Origin of the sequence: Fibrobacter sp. UWB2 (genome assembly GCF_002210425.1) — a bacterium.
Lineage (GTDB): Bacteria > Fibrobacterota > Fibrobacteria > Fibrobacterales > Fibrobacteraceae > Fibrobacter > Fibrobacter elongatus.
In genome coordinates this window covers 426177-448503 of sequence record NZ_MWQK01000002.1, presented here as the reverse complement: position 1 = coordinate 448503, position 22327 = coordinate 426177, and the positions used below count along the sequence as shown (strand labels likewise).

Here is a 22327-nt window from a genome sequence, read left to right as displayed (position 1 = left end):
AATTAGCGGGGCATAAACGTCCCAAACGCGCTTCAATTATTGTATATTAAAGGCGCAAAAACAAGGAGATTACATGAGTCAAATTGTCTCTAAATTCCAAGAATTGGGGCTGACGCTCCCCGCCTGCCCCGCACCAGTTGCCGCTTATGTCCCGGCAACGCGCTTTGGCGATACGATTATTGTTTCTGGGCAGTTGCCGTCTGTAAAGGGCGATTTTTCCGCCTTTACCGGCGTTGTTCCGAACCAGATTTCTGTGGAAAAGGCAAAGGAAGCGGCACAGATTTGCTTCTTGAACAACATTGCAGCCGCCCTCACGCAGTTGAAAGCCGGCGAAACACTCCGCCTCGTTCAGATTCAGGGATTTGTGCAATCCGCAAACGATTTCCACGACCAGCCGATTGTGCTGAATGGCGCTAGCGAACTTGCTGTACAGATTCTCGGTGAAAACGGGAAGCACGCCCGTACGGCTGTTGGCGTTTCAACACTCCCGAAGAACGTCGCTGTTGAAATCAGCTGCACGTTCCAGGCAATTAAGGAATAATTAAAGCGCCAATTTGCGGATCCACTCGCGCATGTGGAATACGGAATAGCCCGAAGTGAGAGACTTCTGGGCTATTTTTGCACCCCATTCCGTCGCCATTTTTTCAGGATTCAGCGGGAACCCGACACGGCCCAAATCCAGACGGTCCGCATCAAAGCACGTGTCTATCGTAACAATTCCCGTACGCGGCTGAATCGTGTGGAGGCGGCACGCATCATAGAGCCAGCCAAAGCGTTCATCGTCCAATTCAAAAAGCTTTTCCTCGCGGCAACGCTTTGCAAATTCTGCGCCGCGTGCACCATGTTCACGGTCGTATGCATCATCCAAACGCTGCGAGTCGTGAAAAATCGCAAACAAGCGCACTACGTCAATGTCGGCGCCAGTCTTTTTCGCCAGGAGGAGCCCATTGTACTCCACCTGATGCCAATGCTCAATGCCATGAACCTCGGACTCGTAGAGCCGATTCTCAAAAGCAAAGTTCATTAAAGCCGCGAAATCGATCATTATTTCCCGTAATTTTCCTTCAGGTCCATGAGGCGTTGCAGCGCTTGCATCGGAGTCATTTCCTCGGGCTTGAGCCTGCGAATTTCATCCTTGAGCAAGAGCGTATTTTCGTCTGGCGGTGCAAACAAGTCCATCTGCGGCTGCGCCTTGATTTTCTTGTTTTGCGCCTCGTCACTCGGGTCAATCTTCTGCTTTTCCAAACGGAGCAAAATCTTGCGAGCTCGGCGCACCACGTTAGGTGGGAGCCCCGCCATCTCGGCCACGTGAATGCCATAGCTCGAATCGCAAGCGCCTTCAAGAATCTTGTGCAAGAACGTGAGCTTGTCGCCCTTCTCTTGCACAGCGACCTGGAAGTTTCCGGCATGTTCCAACGATTCCACAAGCCCCGTCAATTCGTGATAGTGCGTTGCAAACAGCGTGAGCGCCATGCGGGCAGGCTCGCTGTGGAGCGTCTCGACAATCGCCCACGCAATCGAGAGGCCGTCAAACGTACTCGTACCGCGACCGATTTCATCGAGCAGCACAAGGCTATGCGGCGTCGCATTGCGGAGGATGTTCGCCGTTTCGATCATCTCGACCATGAACGTACTGAGGCCACGGCTCAAGCGGTCGCTCGCGCCCACACGCGTAAAGATGCGGTCCACCACACCAATGCGCGCACTTTCGGCAGGCACAAAGCAGCCAATCTGCGCCATGAGCACAATGAGCCCCGTCTGGCGCAAGTACGTCGATTTACCGGCCATGTTCGGGCCGGTGATGAGCATCAGTCGCGTACCGTCCGGCGAGAGCGTCACATCATTCGGGACAAAGTTCAAATCAGGATTCACCGCGACAATCACCGGATGGAAACCGCCGCGAATTTCAATACCCGTCCCGTCAAAAACTTCCGGGCAAACGTAATTGTACTTACGTGCCGCACGGGCAAAGCTGTACAAACTATCGACGCGAGCAATTGCATCGGCAATGCCCTGGAGTTCGGCACGCCAGCTGTTCACGCGTTCGCGAAGTTCGCAGAAAATCTTGTATTCCAGCGCATGGATGTTGACTTCGGCATTGCTGATGACGGATTCACATTCCTTCATCTCGGGCGTGATATAGCGTTCGCCGTTCACCGTCGTCTGCTTGCGGATATACTCGTCCGGAATCGGCTGCGTGGCCTTTGCCATCTGCGCCTTCGTGATTTCGATGTAGTATCCGAACACGCGGTTGTAACCGACCTTGAGACTCGGGATTCCAAGACGTTCGCGTTCACGACCTTCCAAAGAAGCAATCCATTCGCGGCGTTCCTTGATGTCCTCGTTCATGGCATCTAGCTCTGCACTAGCGCCTGGGCGAATCATTCCGCCTTCACGCACTGTCATCGGCAAGTCATCATTGAAGTACTTGAGCAAGTCTTCGCCACGGCCCTTTGCCGCGTTCAGCGTTTCACGCAGCCCTTCAAAAAGCGGCGCATGCAAGCCTTCCAAAACGTCAGCGACCTTTGATGCCTGCGAAAGAGAACGTCCCATTCCCGCGAGGTCACGCGCATTTGCACGACCGCTACCGACGCGGCCCATCAAGCGTTCCATATCAAGAATCGACGTGAGCGATTCCTTGAGTTCGTCAAGCGCCACAGGATTCTGGACAAGCTCGCCCACCGCTTCTTCGCGTTCGCGGATGCGGTCCACAGCAATCAACGGATGGCTCACCCAGTCCTTGAGCGTACGCCCACCCATCGCCGTCACCGTAAAATCGAGCACCGAGCAAAGCGTGCTGGAATAATCGTCAGCATTCAGCGGACGCACGAGTTCCAAATTGCGGAGCGTGCTCGGGTCGAGCGTCATGTAATCGTCCAGATTCAAAATCTCGAGCGTCGTAAAGTGCGACAGTTCGGACTTTTTCTGGTTGATCAAATACTGGAGCAAAGCGCCCGTCACGGACGTTTCAAAAACACGACCATCCAAGCCAAGGCCATCAAGCGCTTCAACCTTGAAGTGCGTAAACAGCACATCCTTTGCTTGGTCTTCTGCAAACAAAATAGCAGGGAGTTCAGTGACCAAGACGTTTTCCGCCTTAATCAAGTCCATAATCGCAGATGGAATCGTCGTCCCTTCGGGAATCACGATTTCCTTGGGCATGCGGCGGCTGAATTCACATTCGAAAGCCTGCACACTGCTACGGCACGTCGCCAAGTAACCCGTCGTCACATCGGCAATCGCAAACGCAGCCACATCCCCGTTTCCGCCCTTGCCATCATCACTTGTCGCAGGCACATAAGCGCAAAGGTAATTTGCCTCTTTCGCATTGAGGTTTTCTTCGTTCATCGCCGTGCCGGCGCTGATGATTTCAACAATGTCGCGCTTGACAATGCCCTTCGCGAGTTTCGGGTCTTCGACCTGTTCGCAAATGGCGATGCGGTAGCCTGCGGCCACCATCTTTGGCACATAGCGTTCGGCAGCGTGGTGCGGGAACCCGCACAAAGGCGTTGCACCGGAGGCGCCGTTATTGCGGCTCGTGAGCGTTAAACCTAAAATTTTCGAGGCGATTACAGCGTCATCTTCAAAAAGTTCAAAGAAGTCGCCCATGCGGAAAAACAAAATGCAGCCAGGATTTTCTTTCTTGATTTCGTAATATTGCTGCATCAACGGAGTAACGGCCATTAAGCATCTCCCATAGACAATTCAATCTGGTCTGTCGATTCTTCAAGCGGAGTCGGTTCTTCCGGAGCGTTATCAGGCTTGGAGTACTGCGGCACCAAAGCGCCCGCTTCCAAAAGTTCACTGAATTCGCGCAAACGCGGCAAATCTTCCGGAATGCGATTGATACCAAAGTATTTCAAAAATTCCTGCGTGGTCACGTAAGTATAAGGGTTACCAACAGTTTCTGCTCTTGCGCCCAAAGTAATAAAGCCCTTGTCAAGCAAATTACGGATCGGACCATCCGCAGACGAAACGCCACGAACCTGTTCAATCGCGGCCTTCGTAATCGGCTGCTGGTACGCAATCACGGCAAGCGTTTCAAGTGCCGCCTGCGAAAGGCGTCTTGCGTTTGCTTCCGGGAAGAGCTTGCGCACCCACGGATAATACTTTGCACGTGTTCTAAAGCGGTAACCGCCCGCCTGTTCCACAATTTCAAACGGAGACTGAATTTTATTCAAAGAATCGTTCGCGGTAATGAGCGCATCCGCCACAGAACGAGCATCCAAAAAATCGCCAAGAATTTCGCGAAGCTTCTTGAGCGTCACGACATCCGGAGACGCAAACACAAGCGCCTGTATAATGCGAGCCAGGTCTTCCCTACTTTCAACTTTCGGGAGTTCCGCCGATTCTTCGGCCAATTCTTCGACATTCTGATCTTCAGCCATACGTTTGATCCTTTTGTCTAAAGCGGTCTAAAGTCACCTAGTTAGAATACAACCAAGTCGTTCTTGTGGATAAGTTCATCCGGAACATTCTTGCCCAAGATTTCGTGCACTTGGGCAGTCTTCTTGCGGAGCACAAGCTTAAGCGTTTCGCTATCAAAACCAGCGACACCGCGAGCCACAGGATTCTTCTTTTCATCCTGGACTTCAATCAAGTCACCCTTGTCGAAATGCTTCTGTACCGCAATCACGCCAACCGGCAACAAACTCGAATGATTTTCACGCAAAGCCTTCACGCCACCTTCATCGACAATCACGCTTCCACGCGGCGTCGTAATGAAACTCAGCCAGCGCTGGCGGCTATTGAGCTTTTTCTTGGAACCCGCAAACAACGTACCTGTTGCATTTTCAAAGAACACCTGATGCGGGAGTACCTTCATACCGCTAGCGAGGAATGCATTCGCGCCGCTCTTCGTCACATTGCGAATGGCTTCGAGCTTGCTCCTCATACCGCCGGTACTGACGGCGGACCCGGCCTCGCCGGGCTTTCCGGCCAATGCCAAAATCGCAGGCGTGATTTCAGGAACAAAGTTCAACAAGCGAGCGTTCGGATTCTTCTTCGGATTGTCATCGAACAAGCCATCTTCATCCGTAAAGATGAGGAGCAAGTCTGCATCAAGGAACAACGCCACATCGCTCGAGAGCTTGTCGTTATCGCCCACCTTGATTTCGGCGACAGCCAAGGAGTCGTTCTCGTTAATAATCGGAACAATCTTACGAGCAAGCATGGCCTTGATGGTGTTCTGCAAATTCTTGTAACGCGCACGATCACGGAAGTCTTCTGCAGACAAGAGAATCTGACCGACGGAGAGTTGCACCCAGCGGAACATTTCGCGATAAGCGTACATAAGGTCAATCTGGCCCACGGCAGCGCAAGCCTGCTTTTCGGCAAGCACAGTCGGCTTCTGCTTGTAGCCAAGTTCCGCCATGCCAGTACCCACAGCGCCACTCGTGACAATGACGACTTCCTTGCCAGCATCCATCAAGCGTGCCACGGAATCCGCGAGTTTCTGGATGTAACGCGTACGAACGCCACCACGCTCGGAATCCACGAGAATGCGAGATCCAATCTTCACCACCACGCGGCGAGCTTCATCTAAAATGTTCTTTCTTAATTCACTCATTTTTCAGTCGTTAGTTATTAGTCAATAGTTTACTTGCACACCACCAGGCGAATGGCATCGAGGCGGAGTTGCGGGTTAGCCACAATCTTCTTGCGTTCCTGCACGTTCTTGCGGAGCTGCTTCAAAGCTTCGCTCGTACCGGCCTTGCCACGCATCGAAAGCAAATGGTTCATGCGCTGGTATTCCTGTTCCGAACGGGCTTCCACGGCATTTGCCGCTTCTTCGGCATACTTCTTTGCCTGTTCAGAAACAATCAAGCGAGCCTTCGCAAGTCCATCCTTAGCAAAGTAACGGAGCGTCATATCGACAGCCGCATTGCCCTGCGGAACGCCCACATCCTTGAGCGCCGCATTCGAAAGTGCATCGAAATACCCGGACATGTTTTCGCCCTTCGCATTCACGAGCACCTTGAAATACTTCGGCCCTGCGATATCGGCGCAGCCCCATTCTTCGGACACTGGAAGTTCCACAGCAAAGTTGTACTGCATCATGAGTCCGCGCAAACCGGAGTTCGGCCAAATGGCGCAAGACACTGTTCCACGGCCAAAGCTCGTTTCGTAATCGAACACGCCCTGAGCAAGCGGGTGGTCCAAGCTGATAAATTCAATATCGTCATGCGTCATCGCGACATCGCGATCGAACGTGACCGTCATGCAAGTGCCACCGCTCACGCGACCATCGCCGTCGCCATCTCCACCGCCTTCGCCACAGAGATCCGTCTGGCTATTCACGCGGCCACCGCCAGCACTCGCCGCAGCCATTGCCAAATCAGGCATGCCCGGCACAGAACCCGCTTCAACCTGCGGTCCCATCGTAATGAGGAAGCAATCCTGCACAGAGCTCTTTTCAACATCGAGTCCGCGATTCATCAAGGAATCGAACACGAGATTCTTGAGTTCCGGCTCGGCATCAAGTTCACGAATTTCATCCGTGATTTCCTTGGCCTTCTCGGGATTGCGGGAGTTGAATTCCAGCAAGCGGTCACGACCGTTTTCGATATGCTTACGCATCTGTTCGCAGTCTTTCTTGACCTGCGGGATGACGTTCTTTACAAAGTTTTCAAGGCTAGCGCGCGGCGTTGCCAAAGCTTCAATCAAGGATTCCGTGTACTTGAGGAAGAGTTCACCACCGCTCATGAGCGGAGCGCCAAACGAATTCAAACCTTCGTTATACCAGCGGAACATCACTTCCTGGCCAGAGCCCTTCACGTACGGCACGTGGATGATGATGTCCTTATCCTGACCAATGCGGTCCAAGCGGCCAATACGCTGTTCCACAAGAGCGGCATCAAGCGGCAAGTCGAACAAGACCAAGTGATGCGAAAACTGGAAGTTACGGCCTTCAGAACCAATTTCAGAAGCGATGAGCAAGTTAGCACCATCAGGCTTGCTGAAGTTTGCCGCAGCCTTGTCGCGCGCCATGATGCTCATATCTTCGTGGAACATCACAAACGCACCTTCACCCAAAAATTCGAGGAGCAAAGTTTCAAGCGCCTGCACCACCTGGATGGATTCGCAAATCAGCAAAACCTTTTCGTTCTTGTATTCCTTGAGGAATCCCTTGAGCCACACAAAGCGTTCGTCCATCGCCCATGCGTCGGAGAACCTCGTGCAGAGGAGGCCATTTTCCTGAATGTCGGTCGATGCTTCCAAGTCGCGGTCGGCCGCAACATCCACCATTTCACGGTAAGCCGGATTCGGTTCAAGCGGAATTTCATCGAGCACACGCTTCGGGAATCCGCCCACGCCCTTACGCGTATTGCGGAACACCACAGAACCCGTACCCATACCATCGACAATGCGGCGCATCCATTCGCCAGCGGTCATGGACTTTGAATTTTCCTGTTCCAGCCACGGGCGAATTTGCGAGTTCTTCGGGACGCATTCGTACAAGTCGTCCCAGCTCATGTGGTGGTTCGGGTCGGTCGGGAGCTTATTTAAATCTCGCACAAGCTTGAGGTAAGCTTCCTGGTCCTTGATAAAATCGTTATAGTCTGCAAAGCGCACCGGGTCGAGCATCTTGAGACGGTTGAACTGCGATTCCGGATGGAGCTGCAAGGGCGTACCGGTCAAAAGCAACACGCCCTTAGAGCGACCAATCACCCTATTTGCGAGCATGTACTCGTGGCTCGTAAAACCATCCTCGCACACCAGATGGTGTGCTTCATCGATGATGGTCATATCCCAGTTCGTCTTCAAGAGGTCTTCAATCAATGCAGGCTGAGCCATCAAAAAGTCGATGGACACAATGATGTCGTTACTCTGCATGAACGGATTGGGCTTCGTCTCGTCTTTGGCGACCCCCACAAACAAACCACGGATGTAGCCTTCGTCCACCAGCGTAAAGAGCTGGTTGAAACGGCGCTTCATTTCAATCATCCACTGGTGCTTCAGCGTTTCCGGGACAATCACGAGCGTACGCTGGATGCGGCCTCTCGACTTGAGAGCATGCCAAATCATGCCCGCTTCAATCGTCTTGCCCAAACCCACTTCGTCCGAAAGCATAAGCCTCGGGAGCGTCGAGCTAGAGCAGGCACGGTAGCAAAGGTAATACTGATGCGGGATCATGTTCACACGCGGGCCAATCATGCCACGAACCGGCGAAGAAATCCACTTGTAATACATTTCCATCGCATCTTCATGACGCAAAAAATCACGTGACGAGCAAACTTCGTCATCCGCCAAGGCCTTAAACAGCACTGCCGGTCGAGCGGTCGAAATCTTCGCGCTCAGCTCGGATTCCTTCATCTCTTTGCCATTACGCCCGACATAAACCATAATACCCGCGTCTTCGCGAACAGAGTCCACCACAAAGGAGACACCTTTTTCGCTCTTGACGGTTTCACCCACTTGCAAAACAAAACGTTCAATCGGAGCTTCATCGGTCCTGTAAATACGAGCTTGACCGATAGACGGGAACAAAATTTTAACAGTACGGCCCTGAACTTCAGATACAATACCAAGCCCCAGGGTAGGTTCGGCTTGGCTAACGTAGCGCTGACCAATTTTAAACATCATCATAACCTGTAAATTTAGGATTTTTTCGAAAATTCGGCTTGCGAACTTTTTACTAAATTATTCCACAACATGAAATGGTTTTATATCGATACATCAATCACCGACGGGGATAGGCGTCAAGGTCCTTATTCTATCGATGAAATTAGAGATTTTGTCAACGAAGGCAAGATAAAAGACGAAACTTTAGTCTGGCACTCAGGCGAAACGAATTGGAAAGCATGGAAAGATTTCCCTGAAGCAAGTGAGCCCCCGGAGCCGACCGAAGAAGAGCTTCTCAAGCAGACGATTGAAACGTTATTGCAAGGCAGAATGCAGCGCAAGCGATTTGCAGGATTTTTTGTACGCGCGAACGCCTTTATTATAGACAACTTAATTCTTTCTGTGGTCGGTGCGATTTTCCTTTACATTATAAGCTTGGCAGGCATGCTGGACTTAAGTGCCGCCTCCGAAATCGCAAATCAGTACATCGAAAACCCCACCTCCACAGAACTTGTATCCAAAGCACTCGAACTCCCCGGAATGTCTACATTCTTTACGATTTGGAGCGTTGTACAGGCAATTTACTTTATTGTATTCCATGCAGTTTGGGGCGCCACGCCGGGTAAAAAGCTCATGCGCATTCATGTCGAAATGGCAAATGGCGAAAAGCTTTCATGGGCTTTCTCGATTTTCCGCTTTGTGGCAAGCATCGTCACGCAAGCGACACTCATTTTTTATGGTCTGGGTTACCTGATTGTCCTTATCGATCCGCAAAAGAGAGCGCTACACGACTTTATCGCACAGACTCGTGTCGTTCATAATGCCATCGAGCAAAAAGAAAAGAAAGAGGTTTAATTTATATGGATCAGTTTATCGTTCCGCAAGTTAAAGCACCTGTCAATGGTGAAGTTGAAATTTCTGGCGCAAAGAACGCCGTACTTGCCGTGATGGCCGCAGCGCTCCTCGCCGATGGCGTTTCTGAAATCACAAACGTTCCGCACTTGAAAGACATGAAGACCATGTCCGATGTGCTCCGCGTGATTGGTTGCCACATCAATGGCGGAAGCCACGTTTTAAAAATCGATACTCGCGGTGTAGACCACCTCGAAGCGCCGTATGAACTCGTGAAAACCATGCGCGCAAGCTTCTACGTGCTCGGCCCTCTCGTCGCCAGATTCGGACGTTGCCGAGTCTCGCTCCCCGGCGGATGCGCCTGGGGCCCGCGCCCTGTGGACCTCCACCTCAAAGGTCTCGAAGCGCTCGGTGCAAAGATTACCGTCACGCACGGTTACGTCGAAGCCACTTGCGAAGGCCGCCTCCCCGGTGGCAACTTCAACTTCCCGATTTCTAGCGTCGGTGCAACAGTCAACGTCTTGATGGCAGCAACACTTGCCAAGGGCGTGAGCGTCTTGCAGAACGCCGCCCTCGAACCCGAAATCGATAACCTCATAGACTTCCTCACCAGCATGGGCGCTAAAATTCAGGGCCGCGGCACGCGCACCCTCACCGTCCAGGGCGTCGAATCCCTCCGCCCGGGTACAGGTGTCACCATCCCGGACCGCATTGAAGCAGGCACATTCCTCTGCGCCGCCGCCATCACGCGCGGCCGCGTGAAAGTCACTCGCATCATTCCGGAACACATCGCCTCTACGCTCGACGCTTTCCGCGAAATCGGCTGCAAGGTGAACGTCGGTGCCGACTGGGCCGAAGTTGACGCCCGCCAGCAGGAACTCAAGCCGATGAGCCTTGTGACGCTCCCGTTCCCGGGATTCCCGACCGATATGCAGGCTCCGTTCATGGCAACGCTCCTCTCCATTCCAGGGAACAGCCTCGTGCAAGACACGGTTTACAACGACCGTTTCAAGCATGTCGCCGAACTCGAACGCTTGGGAGCCTCCATCCAGCTGAACGGCAACACGGCTACCATCAAGGGCGGCCTCCCGCTCGAAGGTGCTGACATCATGGGTTCTGACCTCCGCGCCAGTGCAGCTCTCGTTCTCGCAGGCCTTATTGCCGAAGGCGAAACGACCATCAGCCGTATTTACCACCTTGACCGCGGTTACGAAGATTTCGAAGCTAAGATGGCTAAGATCGGTGCGACCGTCAAGCGTTTCAACCCGGACGCCCGCGACGAATAAAAGGTCCAAGCAATTACACAAAAAGCCGGCTTCAAGTCGGCTTTTTTATTTCTCGTATTGCAATAACTATCGCATTTGCTCTCTACAAATTTCCGTTGCCGAGCGCCCATCCGGAGACTTAAAGTCGAGCATTTCCTGCAATGAAATTGCCGCCTGCTCCAGTTCCGGAGTCGAAGCACACGTGTTATTCGAAAGAATCATCTGTAAGTACTGTTTTTTACGGTCTAGATTGCACTCGTTGCCGTAAATCGTCGCAAGCTTGAACATACCAGAGCAAGCCTTCATGCCCTGCGGATTTGAATCCACAAGATTCGTGAGGAGCGTCTTTGCCTTTGCCGGCTGATTTGCCTCCATCAAGCAAAGCGACATCCAGTAGAGAGCCCCTTCTGCCATTTCGCCCTTTTTCACAAGCTCATAGACCTGCTTAAAGCCGTTGTACGCAAGCTTGTATTCGCCACGGTGATAATCCGAATGAGCGGCATTGAACATCGTTTCCGCTTCAATCATCTTTTCGGCATTGGCGTCCGGTTCCATCACAGCGCTAGCCACGCCATTGTTCACCACGACCTTCTTTGCCAAAATCTTGTCAGACTTGCCGAGGAGCAAATCCAAGCGGTAAATGATTTCTTCCTGACGCGTATCGCGGCGGACCGTTTCTTCGCTCATGCGATTCGAAAGCACGGTTACTTCGGCCTGCAAACGCTTTTGCGCCACTGCAGACGCATCAAGCTGAGCCTTCACGCTATCGAGTTCAGCACGGAGCGCAGCATTTTCAGCCGAAAGAGCCTTGTACGCCGAATCATTTTTGGCAATGACATCATCGCCAACCGCACGCATTTCTTTTGTGCGCAGCATCGTAATGCTACTACACCCAGAAAGCACAAAAGACGCCAAAACAACGCCAAGAGATAAAGTCTTCAAATTCACAATCAAGTCCTCCCCAAACTATTGATCAATGGACACGCGGAAATGCGCTCTGCGGTTCTTGGAATATGCCGTTTCGTCAGTTCCCTGCACCTTCGGGCGTTCCTTGCCATAGCTCACCGAAACGAGCCTGTTTGCATCTACGCCATATGCAATCAAGAATTCGCGCACCACGGTTGAGCGGCGAGCGCCCAAAGAAATGTTGTAGTCTTCAGTGCCGCGAGCATCCGTATGGCCTTCAACCGTCACGATAAAGCGATTTTCGTTGACCAGGATTTCTGCCACTTGAGCAAGCAAACGCTTTGCATTTTCGGTCAATTCGGAGCGGTCATAGTCAAAGTAAACATCTTCGAGCATGATGCGGTTGATCAATTCTTCCAAGCGCGCACGTTCGGCTTCAAGGCGTTCCGCTTCCAAGCGAGCCAAGGAATCCGCATCCAGCGTATCTGCGACAAGCGCATCAAGATTCAACGTAGAATCCGCAGGAGCTTCCGGTGCCGTTTGCGGTTGCGGATCCGTTTCCGGCTTTTCCTTGCTGCAGCCCCAAGCGAAGAGCGCAACAGCAGTACCCATCAAAGCAAGTTTAAATACCTTACCCATAATTCACTCCTCTATTTAACTTTTTTCTCGTCAAAGAACCAGGACCAAGTCGGCGAAGTATTTTCGCTACCGTTCGTAATGCGAGTCACGCCGCTCCCATCTTTACGCATAATATAAATTTGATAATTACCACCGCGGTCACTGGCAAATGCAATCAGCTTGCCATCGGGCGACCAAGTCGGGTGTTCGTTATTCCCTGCGTTCGAGGTCAGCTGGATAATATCCGTACCATCGAGAGCGCACGTATAAATGTTCATCTTGCCATCGTCCATCGATGTGTAGACAATGCGATCCCCTTCTGGAGACCAGCTAGCGCGTTCATTGTAATGGCCCATGTACGTAATGCGGCGCACGTCCGTGCCGTCCTTCCCTACCGCATACACCTGCGGAGAGCCGCCACGGTCACTCGTAAAGAGCACTTCGCTTGCAAACGGACTCCAAGAGGGACTCACCTGATTCGATTTCAAGTGCAAGAACTTCTGCGCAGAACCCGTCTTCATATCGCCGCGATAAAGTTCCGTCTTTGCGCCTTCCGTCACCGAGAAAAGGAGTTCTCCGGTCTTCGGGTTTACAGCCGGGCTAAACGTCTGCTTGAACTGCGTAAAGAGCGGCGTTTCCTTGCCGCCAAACGTGATGGCATAAAGGTTCGGACGTTGCTTGCGGAAGTTCACATACACAAGGCCCTTGTTGCCCTTCTGCCAAACCGGCATCATATTAATCGAAGAATCGCGCGTAATCTGGCGACGAGAAAAACCATCGTAATCCGAAATCACGACCTGCTTCACGCCATCAATTTTCGAGACATAAGCAAGCTTTGTCGATGCAACACCGCGTTCCCCGAACAAGCGATAAACGACCTTGTCAAAGAACGAATGCACCGCCTGACGCACGTCATAAGGCTTCACGGTATAGCTTTCACCGAGCAACACGTCCTTCGTTTCAGCGGCATACAGATAGCAATCGAGCTTGATTTTCCCGTTCGAAAGCTTGGTCGCTGTACCGGTCACATACTGGCGAGCGCGCTTCTTGCTAAAAAGCACCAAGTCAAATTTGTCCGAATTCACGGCTTCAAAACGTCCGGAGAGATTGGCATCGCGCGTCAAAATCAAGTGCGGAGCTTCGTTTGCCCACTTGATAGTCCCTTCTTCTTCAAAAGGCACAACACCAATCGGCATCGTCTGGAATACCGAAATACCCACATCCACAGCAATCGTATCAATCGCCGCAAAAGCAGGCGCCGCAAGCGCCATCGCAACAAACACAAAAAGCAATTTTATTTTATTCATAGTTATTTTCTAATTCGGCGTAAAGTTAAACTGTAACACAAGACTTGATCCCTTGTACGTCGGCGGGAGTTCCGGCAACTTCGAAATCTTCACCGCTCGCATCGACAAATGGTCCCATGCACTATTCGACGAAGAACGCTTGAGGAACACACTAGTTATCGCACCCGAGCGTTCAACTGTAAACTGCACCGTCGTCTTTGCATCACGATCAATCGTTAGTCCGTTTGGCGGGTTGAAATTGCTCATGATTTTCGCCTTTGCGCGTTCCAAGAAAACCTGCATCAGCGGGTCCATATCAATCGGATTTACCGCCTTGAGGCTCGGCATTTCAAACGACTTCTGCAAATTCAAGTCATCGATATCAAAGTCGTCGTCCTTCGGCTTTTTCGCAGGCTTCTTCTCGACCTTTTTCTTTTCAACCGTTTTCTTTGCGACTTTTTCTACCGGCTTTTCAACAGGCTTCTCAACGGGCTTCGGTTTTTCGACCTTTTCTTCCGGCTTCACTTCGGGAGCGGGCTCTTCGGGAACTTGCGGAGCTTCCGGCTCTAGCGTTTTCACAGGAGTCGGCTCTGGAGCGGGTTCCGGTTCCGGAGTCGTTTCAGGCACAGGCTCGGGCGGTTGCGGAGGCGGAGGTTCCACCTTCGGCGCTTGCTGCGGTTCAGGCTCCGGCAAAGCGGTCTTAGCCGCAGGAGCTTTCATCGGTTCATCGACTTGCACCATCTCGAACACGGGAATTTCTTCGGCAGGCTTGCTCAAATCAATGTTGTTGAGAGCGATCAAAGTCCCGACAACCGCCAAATGAAACACGATAGCACACACGATGATCTTGAACAAAGATCCATCGTTTTCCGTCTCGAAATATTGGATATGGTCCCTATTTCTTTTCATTTACCAGTTCATCTTTTGGAGTCATTGTCAAGAAACCAAGCTTCGTTACACCGAGCTTTTGCACCTGCGTCACGACCTTCATCACAAAGCCGTAACTTACAGCTTCGTCCGAATTGATGACCACAGCCATTTCGCCGTTCCACAGCGACTTGAAAATACTCTCGAAGCTTTCCATGTCCACCTGCATATCGGCGATGAAAATTTCGAGATTCTTGGTGATGGAAACTTTCAAAAGTTTCTGCTGTTCCATCGTCGGAGCCTTGACCTGCGGGAGGTTGACCTTCACGCCTTGGCTCATCAACGGTGCGCACAAAATAAACACAATCAAGATGGCGAACACGATGTCAATCATGTTCGTGAGGTTGAGTTCCTGCTTTAAGTCCTTACGGCGGCTGCGTTTCACGCTTCCTCCTCGGCAACTCCTTCAACAGCGAGCATGTCACCTCTCTTGAACAAGCTCAAAACTTGCGATCCAAAGTTGTAATACGATGTTTCGTTAGAACCATTCTTCGAGGTAAAGTAATTGTACCCGGCAGAGGCAGGGATAGCCACCAAAAGGCCCGCCACCGTAGTGATAAGAGCCATGGCAATACCCGGAGCGACAACCGTCAAATCCGCAGAGCCATGATGACCAATCTGGAAGAACGCAATCATGATGCCCCAAACCGTACCAAGCAAGCCAAAGAACGGAGCCAAGTTAGAACTCGTGGCAAGGAAAGTCAAATAGCGGTCCTCACCCATGCGGATGCCTTCAATTGAACGCTGGATAGCGTCTTCAAGCAGGGAGGAGCGGTGCTGAATGGATTCGTAAGTTACTTTACCCTTGAACTTGGAGACTTCGTTCAAGACTTCGACGCTCAACAGGCGGAGCGCACTATCGTTCGAAACCGTGCAAAGTTTTTGGAGTTCAGAGAAATGCTTGAGCTTGCAAAATTCCTTAAAGAACTTGGCATTGGCACGCAAATTTGATTTATGCTTAAAGAATTTCACGATGATGATGCCCCAGGAACCCAGCGACATAAAAGCGAGAATCCCGAGAATAATCATGGTCACAATATCGGACTGCGTAATCATTTGCAGGACAGGTACTGTATTGTTCAAGACAACCTCCAAAAAAATTTTACAAAATTATACGTACTATATTATAATACAAAAAAGCACTATAGAAAGTGGCATTCCATGCGTTTAACAACACTTTTTTTGACAAATGCTGCAAAACTACTTCTTTGCATGATATTTTTTGTATATTAAAATCACAAAACAATATATCTGGATTTTAATTCCAAGGAGAAAAAAATGAAAAAACTCATCGCATGCTTAGCTCTTGCAGCTCTTTTCGCAGGTTGCTCCAGCAATCCGCCGCAGACTCCGCAAGAAAAGTCTGCAAGCCTTCTCGTCGAAATGCAGATGCAAAAGAAGAACTACCTCAAGCAGCACATTCCGGCAGGTATCGGTATTGGCGAATCTGCTAACGAACAGCTCGCTTACGAAAAGGCCGATCAGAACGCTCGCGTAGACCTCGCCAAGTCTATCGACGCTCAGACCAAGGCTCTTATCAAGAACTTCAAGGAAGAAGTTAGCGATGAAATTGCCGAACACTTCCAGAGCACGTCCAAGACCGCAGTGGACCAGCGCCTCAACGGTGCAACGCTCAACGACGTCAAGGTCGAAACCACTGCTGATGGCAAGTTCAAGGTCTACGGCGTGATGACGCTCGATTCTGACCTCGTCTCCGAATACATCAAGATGCTCGAACAGCAGGAAAAGAAGGAAGAAGCTGAAAAGATTCGCGCCGCTGCTGAAAAGGCATACGCTGAACTTGATGAAATGGACTAATAATCCTACTTAAATTTCAAGCAAAAAGACATTGGCTAAGCCAATGTCTTTTTTTTAATCGCGCTACGCGCCCATTAGTACGCGCCAATTAACGGTGTTCGTTTGTCGTAGGTTCCATCCCACGGAAGAACGCGAGCCCGTCAAAATCGTCCTTGAGCGCCTGCACAGTCGCCCCAATCATATAGAGGCTCCCCGTAATGAGCACAGGCGAACCATCCGTGACGTTTGCACAAACTTCATTGAGATACTCGCGGGAAAACTCGCCCGCACTTGCGACATTCAGTCCAAGCTTTTCAAGCTCGCTCTGCAAATCAATGAGCTCGCGGAATCGCGGATACGGCGTACGCGTGATATGCCAAGCGCTCACATGCGGAGCCATGAGCTTGAGCATCTCGCCCACATCCTTGTCGCGGAGCGCCCCAAATACGCAATGGAACTTCTGATTCGGGTAATACTTGTCAAGAGTCTCGACCAGGCGACGAACCGCGTGGGAATTGTGAGCGCCATCTAGAATAAACTTCGTCACACCATTTGCATCAATCAGCTTTTGCATACGGCCCGCCCAGGAGCGAGTCGTAAGAGTCTTGAGCGCAAGAGCGTCATCAAACTTATTCAAGAACAATTCCGCCGCCTTAAGAGAAAGGCTTGCGTTCTCGATATAATGTTGTCCTAAATTTGGAAGTTCAATATCATTACGGATTTCAGGGACGACACAAGAGCAACCATGCGACGCCGCAAAAACTTTGGCTTCAGCAATCAAATCGTCGTTCAAGCCTCCCAAAACAAAAGTCTTGCTACGGCCATTCGAAAGAATACTTTGTGCAGAACCCGCCACCCCCATTTTTTCCTTGAGGATTGCCGATTCCGTGCTACCGAGAACTTCCGTGTGTTCCAGTCCAATGCTCGTGAGTACAATCAGTTCACCATCGGCAACGGCAGTGCTATCCAAGCGACCGCCCATACCCGCTTCCAAGACCGCCACATCGATGTTCTGTTCAGCGTAATAGAGGAATGCGACAATCGTCAAAACTTCAAAGAACGTCGGTTCCACTTGCGTTTCTTCGGCTGCCGCCTTGACCTGCATAATCAAACGGTCTAGCGATTCATCATCAATCGGCAAATCGTTCACGCGGATGCGTTCGCGCATACTCACCAAGTGCGGGCTTGTATAAAGCCCCGTCTTGAGGCCGTGCGCCTGCAAAACACCCGACAAGTAATAGCTCGTCGAGCCCTTGCCGTTCGTGCCAACAACATGAATCGTCTTAAACTTTTTTTGAGGATTTCCGAGAGCTTCGCAAAGTTTACGGGTAGAAGCAAGACCCGGCATCATCCCGAATATGAGGCGGGAATTCAAATATTCCAATCCGTTCTGAATCATGGTCAATAATATAGAAAGTTAGAGGTTCGTCATTAGTTATTAGTCGTTAGTTACTAGTCACTAGTCTTTAGTCATTAGCGATTTTAGCATACATAGACTAATTACAAAAACTACAAACCATTGACCAATGACCAAAATGATTACATTTCTATCACACACAACAAGAGGTTTTGTTTATATGAAAGTTTCAGCAAGCGCTGTCGCTTTGATTCTTTGCGTTTTCGCAGCATTTTCGTTTGCGAAAGTCGATCCCGAGGCCGCCCCCCGTCACTACAACTACCGCGATGCGGGCAAGCAAATGAGGCGCATCTACTACGGTGAACTCCAAGAGACAATCTACTGCGGTTGCCGCTATCTCGACAAAAAGCACGTGGACTTTAGCACCTGCAACTACAAGCCGCGCGAAAACCCGAATCGCAAAAGCCTTGAACGCACCAAGCGCATCGAGTGGGAACACATCGTGACCGCCCACAACATGGGTAAGCACCTCCCCTGCTGGCGTGACGGCGGCCGCAAGAACTGCAGTGCCAACGACTCCGCTTTCAAAATTATGGAAGGCGACCTCCACAACCTCTACCCCGCCATCGGCGAAGTGAACGGAGACCGCAACAACTTCATGTTCAGCCAGTGGACGAACAACCCAGCCCCCATGTACGGCGAGTGCGAAACCATCGTCGATTTCAAGGAAAAGAAGGTCCAACCCCGCAAAGAAGTCCGAGGCCTGATTGCCCGCGTGCATTTCTACATGGAAAAGACCTACAACATCAACATTTCCAAACAGGACCGCAAGCTTTTCGAAGCCTGGGACAAGATGTACCCCGTCACCGAGCGCGAATGCGAACGAGACCGCCGCATTTTCAAGGTCCAAGGCGACCACAACCCCTTCGTCTTCGAGAAATGCCAAGATTCTGTTGACAAGTAGTGAACATTTGACTAAATTTGAAGTCCAAATCTCGCATGTCGTGCCAAGCTCTGCCAACTTGCGAGCGTAACCAAAGAGCTTCCTCAAAGAGGTAAATATGTCCTCCTTCCGCGGACCTAAAGGTAAAGTAGCACGCTCTCTCGGCGTTGCCGTTTCTCAGAAGACTCAAAAGGCTCTCGACCGCCGCAACTTCGCACCTGGCCAGCATGGTCAGACCCGCAAGAAGTCTGCTTCCGTTTACAAGCAGCAGTTGGTCGAAAAGCAGCGTCTTCGTTTCACCTACAACATTTCCGAAGCTCAGCTTGCCAAGGCATACAAGGAAGCTAACCGTCGTGAAGGTTCTGCAGGTGACAACCTGATGATCTTGCTCGAAACTCGTCTTGACGCAGTTGTCTACCGCATGGGTTTTGCCCGTACGATCTTCGCTGCTCGTCAGTACGTTGCACACGGTCACTTCACTGTGAACGGTGTTCGTAGCTTCTCTCCGAGCCGCCTCATCAAGGCTGGCGACGTGATCGCTGTTCGTGAACAGTCCAAGGAACACGTGCAGATCAAGGAAGCAATCGCTTCTGCAGCTGCCGCTCCGGAATACTTGTCTGTCGATCTCGGCAAGATGCAGGGTACTCTCGTGAAGCTTCCGCTCCGCGACCAGATCCCGGTCAAGCTCGAAGAACAGCTCGTCGTGGAATACTACTCCAGGTAGTAAACCGCTTAGAGCCAAGAAGACTCAAGCTTTTAAAGACGCTCGCAGTAATGCGGGCGTTTTTATTTTCGCTGACGTTCCTTTTTAACTTTATGTTTTATCTTAAGCATAGCCAAATTCAATTCTATTTCCGTTTCTGTTTCGGATTCTTCCAAATCATTCGTAAGAACATTTGAAATTATTTCTCCACTACGCTTCAACAAAGACTTTCGTTCCGATTCATCTACGACATGAGGAATACTAGCTACAGCACGCGATAATTCTCTAATTTCAACAAATGTATCTATAATATTTATCGTTGTCTGGATAGCTATTTTTCCCCTTAATATCGTAGCTAGCATATATAAACCGCGTTCTGTAAATGCAGTTGGATTAACAGGGCTAAATTTCAACTTTCCAAGGTGGTCAAATTTTTTTACCACCTTTTTTATAACTCCACAAGAAACACTCACAACACTTTTAAATTATTTCATCTACAAAACAGGACGGGAGCCCAATACATTTCTATTTTAGATGCCATGAGAAACATTTTTGAAGAAATTGGTAAGACTCCCGCCGAAATCGAGGCAAAACTCAACAAGGCATTCGCCCAGCTCTTTGAGGGCGACCACGAAAACGAACGCATTTGCTTTGACAAAGGCAACGACATGGCGTACATCGTGGATATCGGCCACAACGACATCCGCTCCGAAGGCATGAGCTACGGCATGACGGTTGCCGCACTCCTCGGCAAGCAGGACCTTTTCGACAAACTTTGGAAATTCGCCAAGACGCACATGAAAAACACCGAAGGCGACCTTGCCGGTTATTACTCCTGGCAAGTCTCGACCGCTGACTTTTCGATGATGGACCCAGGTGCCGCTCCGGATGGCGAAGAATACTTTGCCGCAGCGCTCTTATACGCCGCCAAGATTTTCAAAAACGAACAATACAAGCGCGACGCCGTCGAGCTCATCAACGACATGGCACACAAGCCGCAAGCTGGCGATGTGTACACGATGATGGACGTGAACGCAGGCCTCGTACGATTCTCCCCCATGAAAGGGAACGATTACACCGACCCGAGCTACAACACGGTCGCATTCTACAGAATGTACGGAGAAGCCAGCGATGATGCAATTTGGAACAAGATTGCAGACAACAGCGTTGCCTACTTGAAAAAGGCTTGCCACCCGGTCACGGGACTTGCCGCCGACTACAGCGAATTTGACGGCACACCGAAGAAAACGCCTTGGCACCCGGAAAGCGATTGCTTCTGCGGAGACGCTTGGCGCGTCGTGTGGAACATCGGTCTTGACGCTGCGAAATTGCAAGACAAGGGCAAACGTGCCGACGTGAGCGAATGGGAAGTTTCTGCAGTCCGCAAAATTCTCGGTTACCTCCACGGGCGTCGCCCGTATCTCGCCGACATGCGTGTCGACGGGAGCGCGTTCCCGCGCGAGGCAAGGCCTGCTACGGGCGGCCTGATTGCCATGAACGCAGCATCGACTGTCGCACTCCCCGCTGGCGATCCGCTTATCAAGCCGTTCGCCGAAGACCTCTGGAATATGGAAATCCCAACCGGACTCTGGCGCTACTACGACGGACTCCTGTATATGCTCGGGCTCCTCGCCTGCTCCGGGAAATTCAATGTTTGAGCATAGTAGATCCCGCCCCGGAATAAATCCGGAGTGACAAAGCGGCCGGGATAACAATCGCGATTAGTGTTTCTCGACAACTCTTCCAAGCGGCGTCTGCATTTGGCGCCGCTGTTCTGCATATATGGTCGGTGCGACAATGTGGTAAATTGCCTCTTTCACCATCGTCCCGACATTGAATGCAAACGAATCAAACACGTAGCGGTAACTTTCAATCGTATCGTCAAAGCCTACCACGTACGGCGCAGGTAACTTTTTCGCCTTGAAGTAATCAATCAGCGAAGCCGCCACCCAGTCATTTGAGCACACAAATTTATCCAAAGTCGCGTTTTTCAAAAGCGATTCCAAAATGTTGTCCAAAAGAACCTGGCGCTCAACGCCCTCGTGCTCAGCAGCATCTGCCAAGTCAAACGGAGAGGCATAGCGTTCATCGACAAGCGGAATAACGTCCGTACCCGCATCCAACAAGCCCTGCAAGCGAGCCTTCGACCAAAAACTAGCGTGGTACGGCGAGAGGTAATGAACCGGCCCCATATCCTTGCTCTTGAGGTAACGACCGACAATCACGCCCGCTTCCTTGCCAAAAGCCACATTGTAGAACGCCCACTTCTTTTTATTACGTGCAATCACAGGAATCACATCTGGAGCGTATTCCCACCAGACCGAAATCGGATTTTTGAACGAAGCAAAATGTGCGAACAACTTCGCCGCATCATTCACTAGCCACGTCGAAAGAAACACGCCCAAGCAGTGAGTATCGTTCTTTACAACAAACGTTTCACCCGATGACAAATAGAACAGGTTCGAAGCTTCGTGATACCCGATAAACTTCACCGCAATTTTCTGTTCTGCCGCAATCTGCGCAAACGTGCGGAACACATCGGATTCGCGTTCGGACTCAATCTTCAAGCGGCCGAATTCATCCGAGCGGTGGACAAATAAAATAAAATTCGACTTTTCAACAGGACGTTCTTCGCTAAAGAAAAAGCGATGCCCCACATGGCGCAAAATTCCTTGCGAACACTTTTGCATCAGGAACTTTTTGACAATGTAAAGCGAAACATTGTAACGATTCGAAAGTTCCTTGCACGAAGGGAGTTCATCAAAGGCATTCAGATACCCGCTGTCCAAATCGTTCTGGAACAGGCGCTCCACAACAGAATAGACACTCTCCTCGGCCTTCACCTCGAACGATGGAGCGGTCCCCCAAAAACATCCCTTGCCATGAACAAGCTGGATACGTCCTTCGATTGCCAAAAGCTTATACGCCTTGTGAATAGTATTGACAGAAAGTTTCAGCCTTTCCGCCATTTTACGCACAGAAGGCATCTTTTCGCCATCGTGAAAACCGGCATCGATTATCGATTTTTTTACATCTTCAATTAGCAACTTCAAATCCTCTTCATTTCACAAAATAACAAAATTTCTCAAACGGAAAATTTGTAAATTT

The 22327-nt window shown here is 50.8% G+C and carries 21 protein-coding genes; 7 read left to right on the top strand and 14 right to left on the bottom strand.

The window, feature by feature from the left end; genetic code table 11:
• Positions 1-73 precede the first annotated feature (73 nt).
• Positions 74-541, top strand: coding sequence for a RidA family protein (locus B7982_RS05285; RefSeq protein WP_073424463.1), 468 nt, complete (start codon positions 74-76; stop codon positions 539-541).
• On the opposite strand, the gene B7982_RS05280 is transcribed toward B7982_RS05285, so the two are convergent.
• Genes B7982_RS05280 through rapA form a run of 5 tightly spaced genes read right to left on the bottom strand, consistent with a single transcriptional unit; the run spans position 542 to position 8589 of the window.
• Positions 542-1024, bottom strand: coding sequence for a hypothetical protein (locus B7982_RS05280; RefSeq protein ID WP_233138382.1), 483 nt, complete (start codon positions 1022-1024; stop codon positions 542-544).
• Positions 1025-1044: 20 nt separating this feature from the next.
• Positions 1045-3684, bottom strand: coding sequence for a DNA mismatch repair protein MutS (gene mutS, locus B7982_RS05275; protein WP_088659840.1), 2640 nt, complete (start codon positions 3682-3684; stop codon positions 1045-1047).
• Positions 3684-4388: an SMC-Scp complex subunit ScpB gene (scpB, locus tag B7982_RS05270; protein ID WP_012820032.1), complete on the bottom strand. Its 705-nt coding sequence runs from the start codon at positions 4386-4388 to the stop codon at positions 3684-3686. The genes mutS and scpB overlap by 1 nt, the downstream gene beginning before the upstream one ends.
• Before the next feature lie 41 nt (positions 4389-4429).
• Complete coding sequence (proB, locus tag B7982_RS05265; protein ID WP_088629508.1) at positions 4430-5569, bottom strand: glutamate 5-kinase; 1140 nt, start codon at positions 5567-5569, stop codon at positions 4430-4432.
• A 29-nt stretch (positions 5570-5598) separates the two neighbouring features.
• The gene (gene rapA, locus B7982_RS05260; RefSeq protein ID WP_088659839.1) at positions 5599-8589 is read right to left on the bottom strand and encodes an RNA polymerase-associated protein RapA; all 2991 of its coding nucleotides are present in this window, start codon (positions 8587-8589) and stop codon (positions 5599-5601) included.
• A 66-nt stretch (positions 8590-8655) separates the two neighbouring features.
• Here rapA and B7982_RS05255 point away from each other — a divergent pair, with 66 nt between their 5' ends.
• Together B7982_RS05255 and murA are read left to right on the top strand one after the other, a co-directional pair.
• Entirely contained in the window at positions 8656-9420 is a 765-nt protein-coding gene (locus B7982_RS05255) for an RDD family protein (protein ID WP_088659838.1), read from the top strand.
• 5 nt (positions 9421-9425) lie between these two features.
• Entirely contained in the window at positions 9426-10703 is a 1278-nt protein-coding gene (gene murA / locus B7982_RS05250; RefSeq protein WP_088659837.1) for a UDP-N-acetylglucosamine 1-carboxyvinyltransferase, read from the top strand.
• Positions 10704-10769: 66 nt separating this feature from the next.
• On the opposite strand, the gene B7982_RS05245 is transcribed toward murA, so the two are convergent.
• From B7982_RS05245 to B7982_RS05220, 6 genes are read right to left on the bottom strand one after another with little or no spacing between them, the layout of a single operon-like run.
• On the bottom strand, positions 10770-11630 hold the full coding sequence (locus B7982_RS05245; protein WP_233138381.1) for a tol-pal system YbgF family protein: 861 nt from the start codon (positions 11628-11630) through the stop codon (positions 10770-10772).
• Positions 11631-11648: 18 nt separating this feature from the next.
• A complete protein-coding gene (locus B7982_RS05240) occupies positions 11649-12227 on the bottom strand; it encodes an OmpA family protein (protein ID WP_012820040.1) in 579 nt (192 codons plus the stop codon).
• 11 nt (positions 12228-12238) lie between these two features.
• A complete protein-coding gene (locus tag B7982_RS05235; RefSeq protein WP_088659835.1) occupies positions 12239-13513 on the bottom strand; it encodes a PD40 domain-containing protein in 1275 nt (424 codons plus the stop codon).
• A 9-nt stretch (positions 13514-13522) separates the two neighbouring features.
• Entirely contained in the window at positions 13523-14401 is an 879-nt protein-coding gene (locus B7982_RS05230) for an energy transducer TonB (RefSeq protein ID WP_088659834.1), read from the bottom strand.
• A complete protein-coding gene (locus B7982_RS05225) occupies positions 14388-14804 on the bottom strand; it encodes a biopolymer transporter ExbD (RefSeq protein WP_072828243.1) in 417 nt (138 codons plus the stop codon). Before B7982_RS05225 ends, B7982_RS05230 begins: the two co-directional genes overlap by 14 nt.
• The gene (locus tag B7982_RS05220; RefSeq protein ID WP_144065916.1) at positions 14801-15502 is read right to left on the bottom strand and encodes a MotA/TolQ/ExbB proton channel family protein; all 702 of its coding nucleotides are present in this window, start codon (positions 15500-15502) and stop codon (positions 14801-14803) included. Before B7982_RS05220 ends, B7982_RS05225 begins: the two co-directional genes overlap by 4 nt.
• 195 nt (positions 15503-15697) lie before the next feature.
• Between B7982_RS05220 and B7982_RS05215 the strand changes: the two genes are divergently transcribed.
• Positions 15698-16237 (top strand): LPP20 family lipoprotein, encoded by a 540-nt coding sequence (locus B7982_RS05215; protein WP_012820045.1) that lies wholly within the window; start codon positions 15698-15700, stop codon positions 16235-16237.
• An 88-nt stretch (positions 16238-16325) separates the two neighbouring features.
• On the opposite strand, the gene B7982_RS05210 is transcribed toward B7982_RS05215, so the two are convergent.
• Complete coding sequence (locus tag B7982_RS05210; RefSeq protein ID WP_088659833.1) at positions 16326-17615, bottom strand: folylpolyglutamate synthase/dihydrofolate synthase family protein; 1290 nt, start codon at positions 17613-17615, stop codon at positions 16326-16328.
• A 178-nt stretch (positions 17616-17793) separates the two neighbouring features.
• Here B7982_RS05210 and B7982_RS05205 point away from each other — a divergent pair, with 178 nt between their 5' ends.
• Both B7982_RS05205 and rpsD read left to right on the top strand, forming a co-directional pair.
• Entirely contained in the window at positions 17794-18537 is a 744-nt protein-coding gene (locus tag B7982_RS05205) for an endonuclease (protein ID WP_088659832.1), read from the top strand.
• Positions 18538-18634: 97 nt separating this feature from the next.
• A complete protein-coding gene (gene rpsD, locus B7982_RS05200; RefSeq protein WP_012820048.1) occupies positions 18635-19240 on the top strand; it encodes a 30S ribosomal protein S4 in 606 nt (201 codons plus the stop codon).
• A 62-nt stretch (positions 19241-19302) separates the two neighbouring features.
• Here rpsD and B7982_RS05195 read toward each other — a convergent pair whose 3' ends face one another.
• Positions 19303-19692 carry a DNA-binding protein gene (locus B7982_RS05195; protein WP_088659831.1) on the bottom strand — a complete coding sequence of 130 codons (390 nt, stop codon included), beginning with the start codon at positions 19690-19692 and terminating at the stop codon, positions 19303-19305.
• Positions 19693-19758: 66 nt separating this feature from the next.
• On the opposite strand from B7982_RS05195, the gene B7982_RS05190 reads away from it, so the two are divergent.
• Positions 19759-20877 (top strand): glycosyl hydrolase family 8, encoded by a 1119-nt coding sequence (locus B7982_RS05190; protein ID WP_233138380.1) that lies wholly within the window; start codon positions 19759-19761, stop codon positions 20875-20877.
• A 63-nt stretch (positions 20878-20940) separates the two neighbouring features.
• Here the strand turns inward: B7982_RS05190 and B7982_RS05185 are convergent, their stop codons facing one another.
• On the bottom strand, positions 20941-22272 hold the full coding sequence (locus tag B7982_RS05185; RefSeq protein ID WP_233138379.1) for a GntR family transcriptional regulator: 1332 nt from the start codon (positions 22270-22272) through the stop codon (positions 20941-20943).
• Positions 22273-22327 lie beyond the last annotated feature (55 nt).

Excerpts from the sequence above, each read along its gene's own strand:
- B7982_RS05285 (WP_073424463.1), top strand. The coding sequence starts at position 74 with ATGAGTCAAATTGTCTCTAAATTCCAAGAATTGGGGCTGACGCTCCCC.
- B7982_RS05280 (WP_233138382.1), bottom strand. The coding sequence starts at position 1,024 with ATGAACTTTGCTTTTGAGAATCGGCTCTACGAGTCCGAGGTTCATGGC.
- mutS (WP_088659840.1), bottom strand. The coding sequence starts at position 3,684 with ATGGCCGTTACTCCGTTGATGCAGCAATATTACGAAATCAAGAAAGAA.
- scpB (WP_012820032.1), bottom strand. The coding sequence starts at position 4,388 with ATGGCTGAAGATCAGAATGTCGAAGAATTGGCCGAAGAATCGGCGGAA.
- proB (WP_088629508.1), bottom strand. The coding sequence starts at position 5,569 with ATGAGTGAATTAAGAAAGAACATTTTAGATGAAGCTCGCCGCGTGGTG.
- rapA (WP_088659839.1), bottom strand. The coding sequence starts at position 8,589 with ATGATGATGTTTAAAATTGGTCAGCGCTACGTTAGCCAAGCCGAACCT.
- B7982_RS05255 (WP_088659838.1), top strand. The coding sequence starts at position 8,656 with ATGAAATGGTTTTATATCGATACATCAATCACCGACGGGGATAGGCGT.
- murA (WP_088659837.1), top strand. The coding sequence starts at position 9,426 with ATGGATCAGTTTATCGTTCCGCAAGTTAAAGCACCTGTCAATGGTGAA.
- B7982_RS05240 (WP_012820040.1), bottom strand. The coding sequence starts at position 12,227 with ATGGGTAAGGTATTTAAACTTGCTTTGATGGGTACTGCTGTTGCGCTC.
- B7982_RS05235 (WP_088659835.1), bottom strand. The coding sequence starts at position 13,513 with ATGAATAAAATAAAATTGCTTTTTGTGTTTGTTGCGATGGCGCTTGCG.
- B7982_RS05230 (WP_088659834.1), bottom strand. The coding sequence starts at position 14,401 with ATGAAAAGAAATAGGGACCATATCCAATATTTCGAGACGGAAAACGAT.
- B7982_RS05215 (WP_012820045.1), top strand. The coding sequence starts at position 15,698 with ATGAAAAAACTCATCGCATGCTTAGCTCTTGCAGCTCTTTTCGCAGGT.
- B7982_RS05210 (WP_088659833.1), bottom strand. The coding sequence starts at position 17,615 with ATGATTCAGAACGGATTGGAATATTTGAATTCCCGCCTCATATTCGGG.
- B7982_RS05205 (WP_088659832.1), top strand. The coding sequence starts at position 17,794 with ATGAAAGTTTCAGCAAGCGCTGTCGCTTTGATTCTTTGCGTTTTCGCA.
- rpsD (WP_012820048.1), top strand. The coding sequence starts at position 18,635 with ATGTCCTCCTTCCGCGGACCTAAAGGTAAAGTAGCACGCTCTCTCGGC.
- B7982_RS05190 (WP_233138380.1), top strand. The coding sequence starts at position 19,759 with ATGAGAAACATTTTTGAAGAAATTGGTAAGACTCCCGCCGAAATCGAG.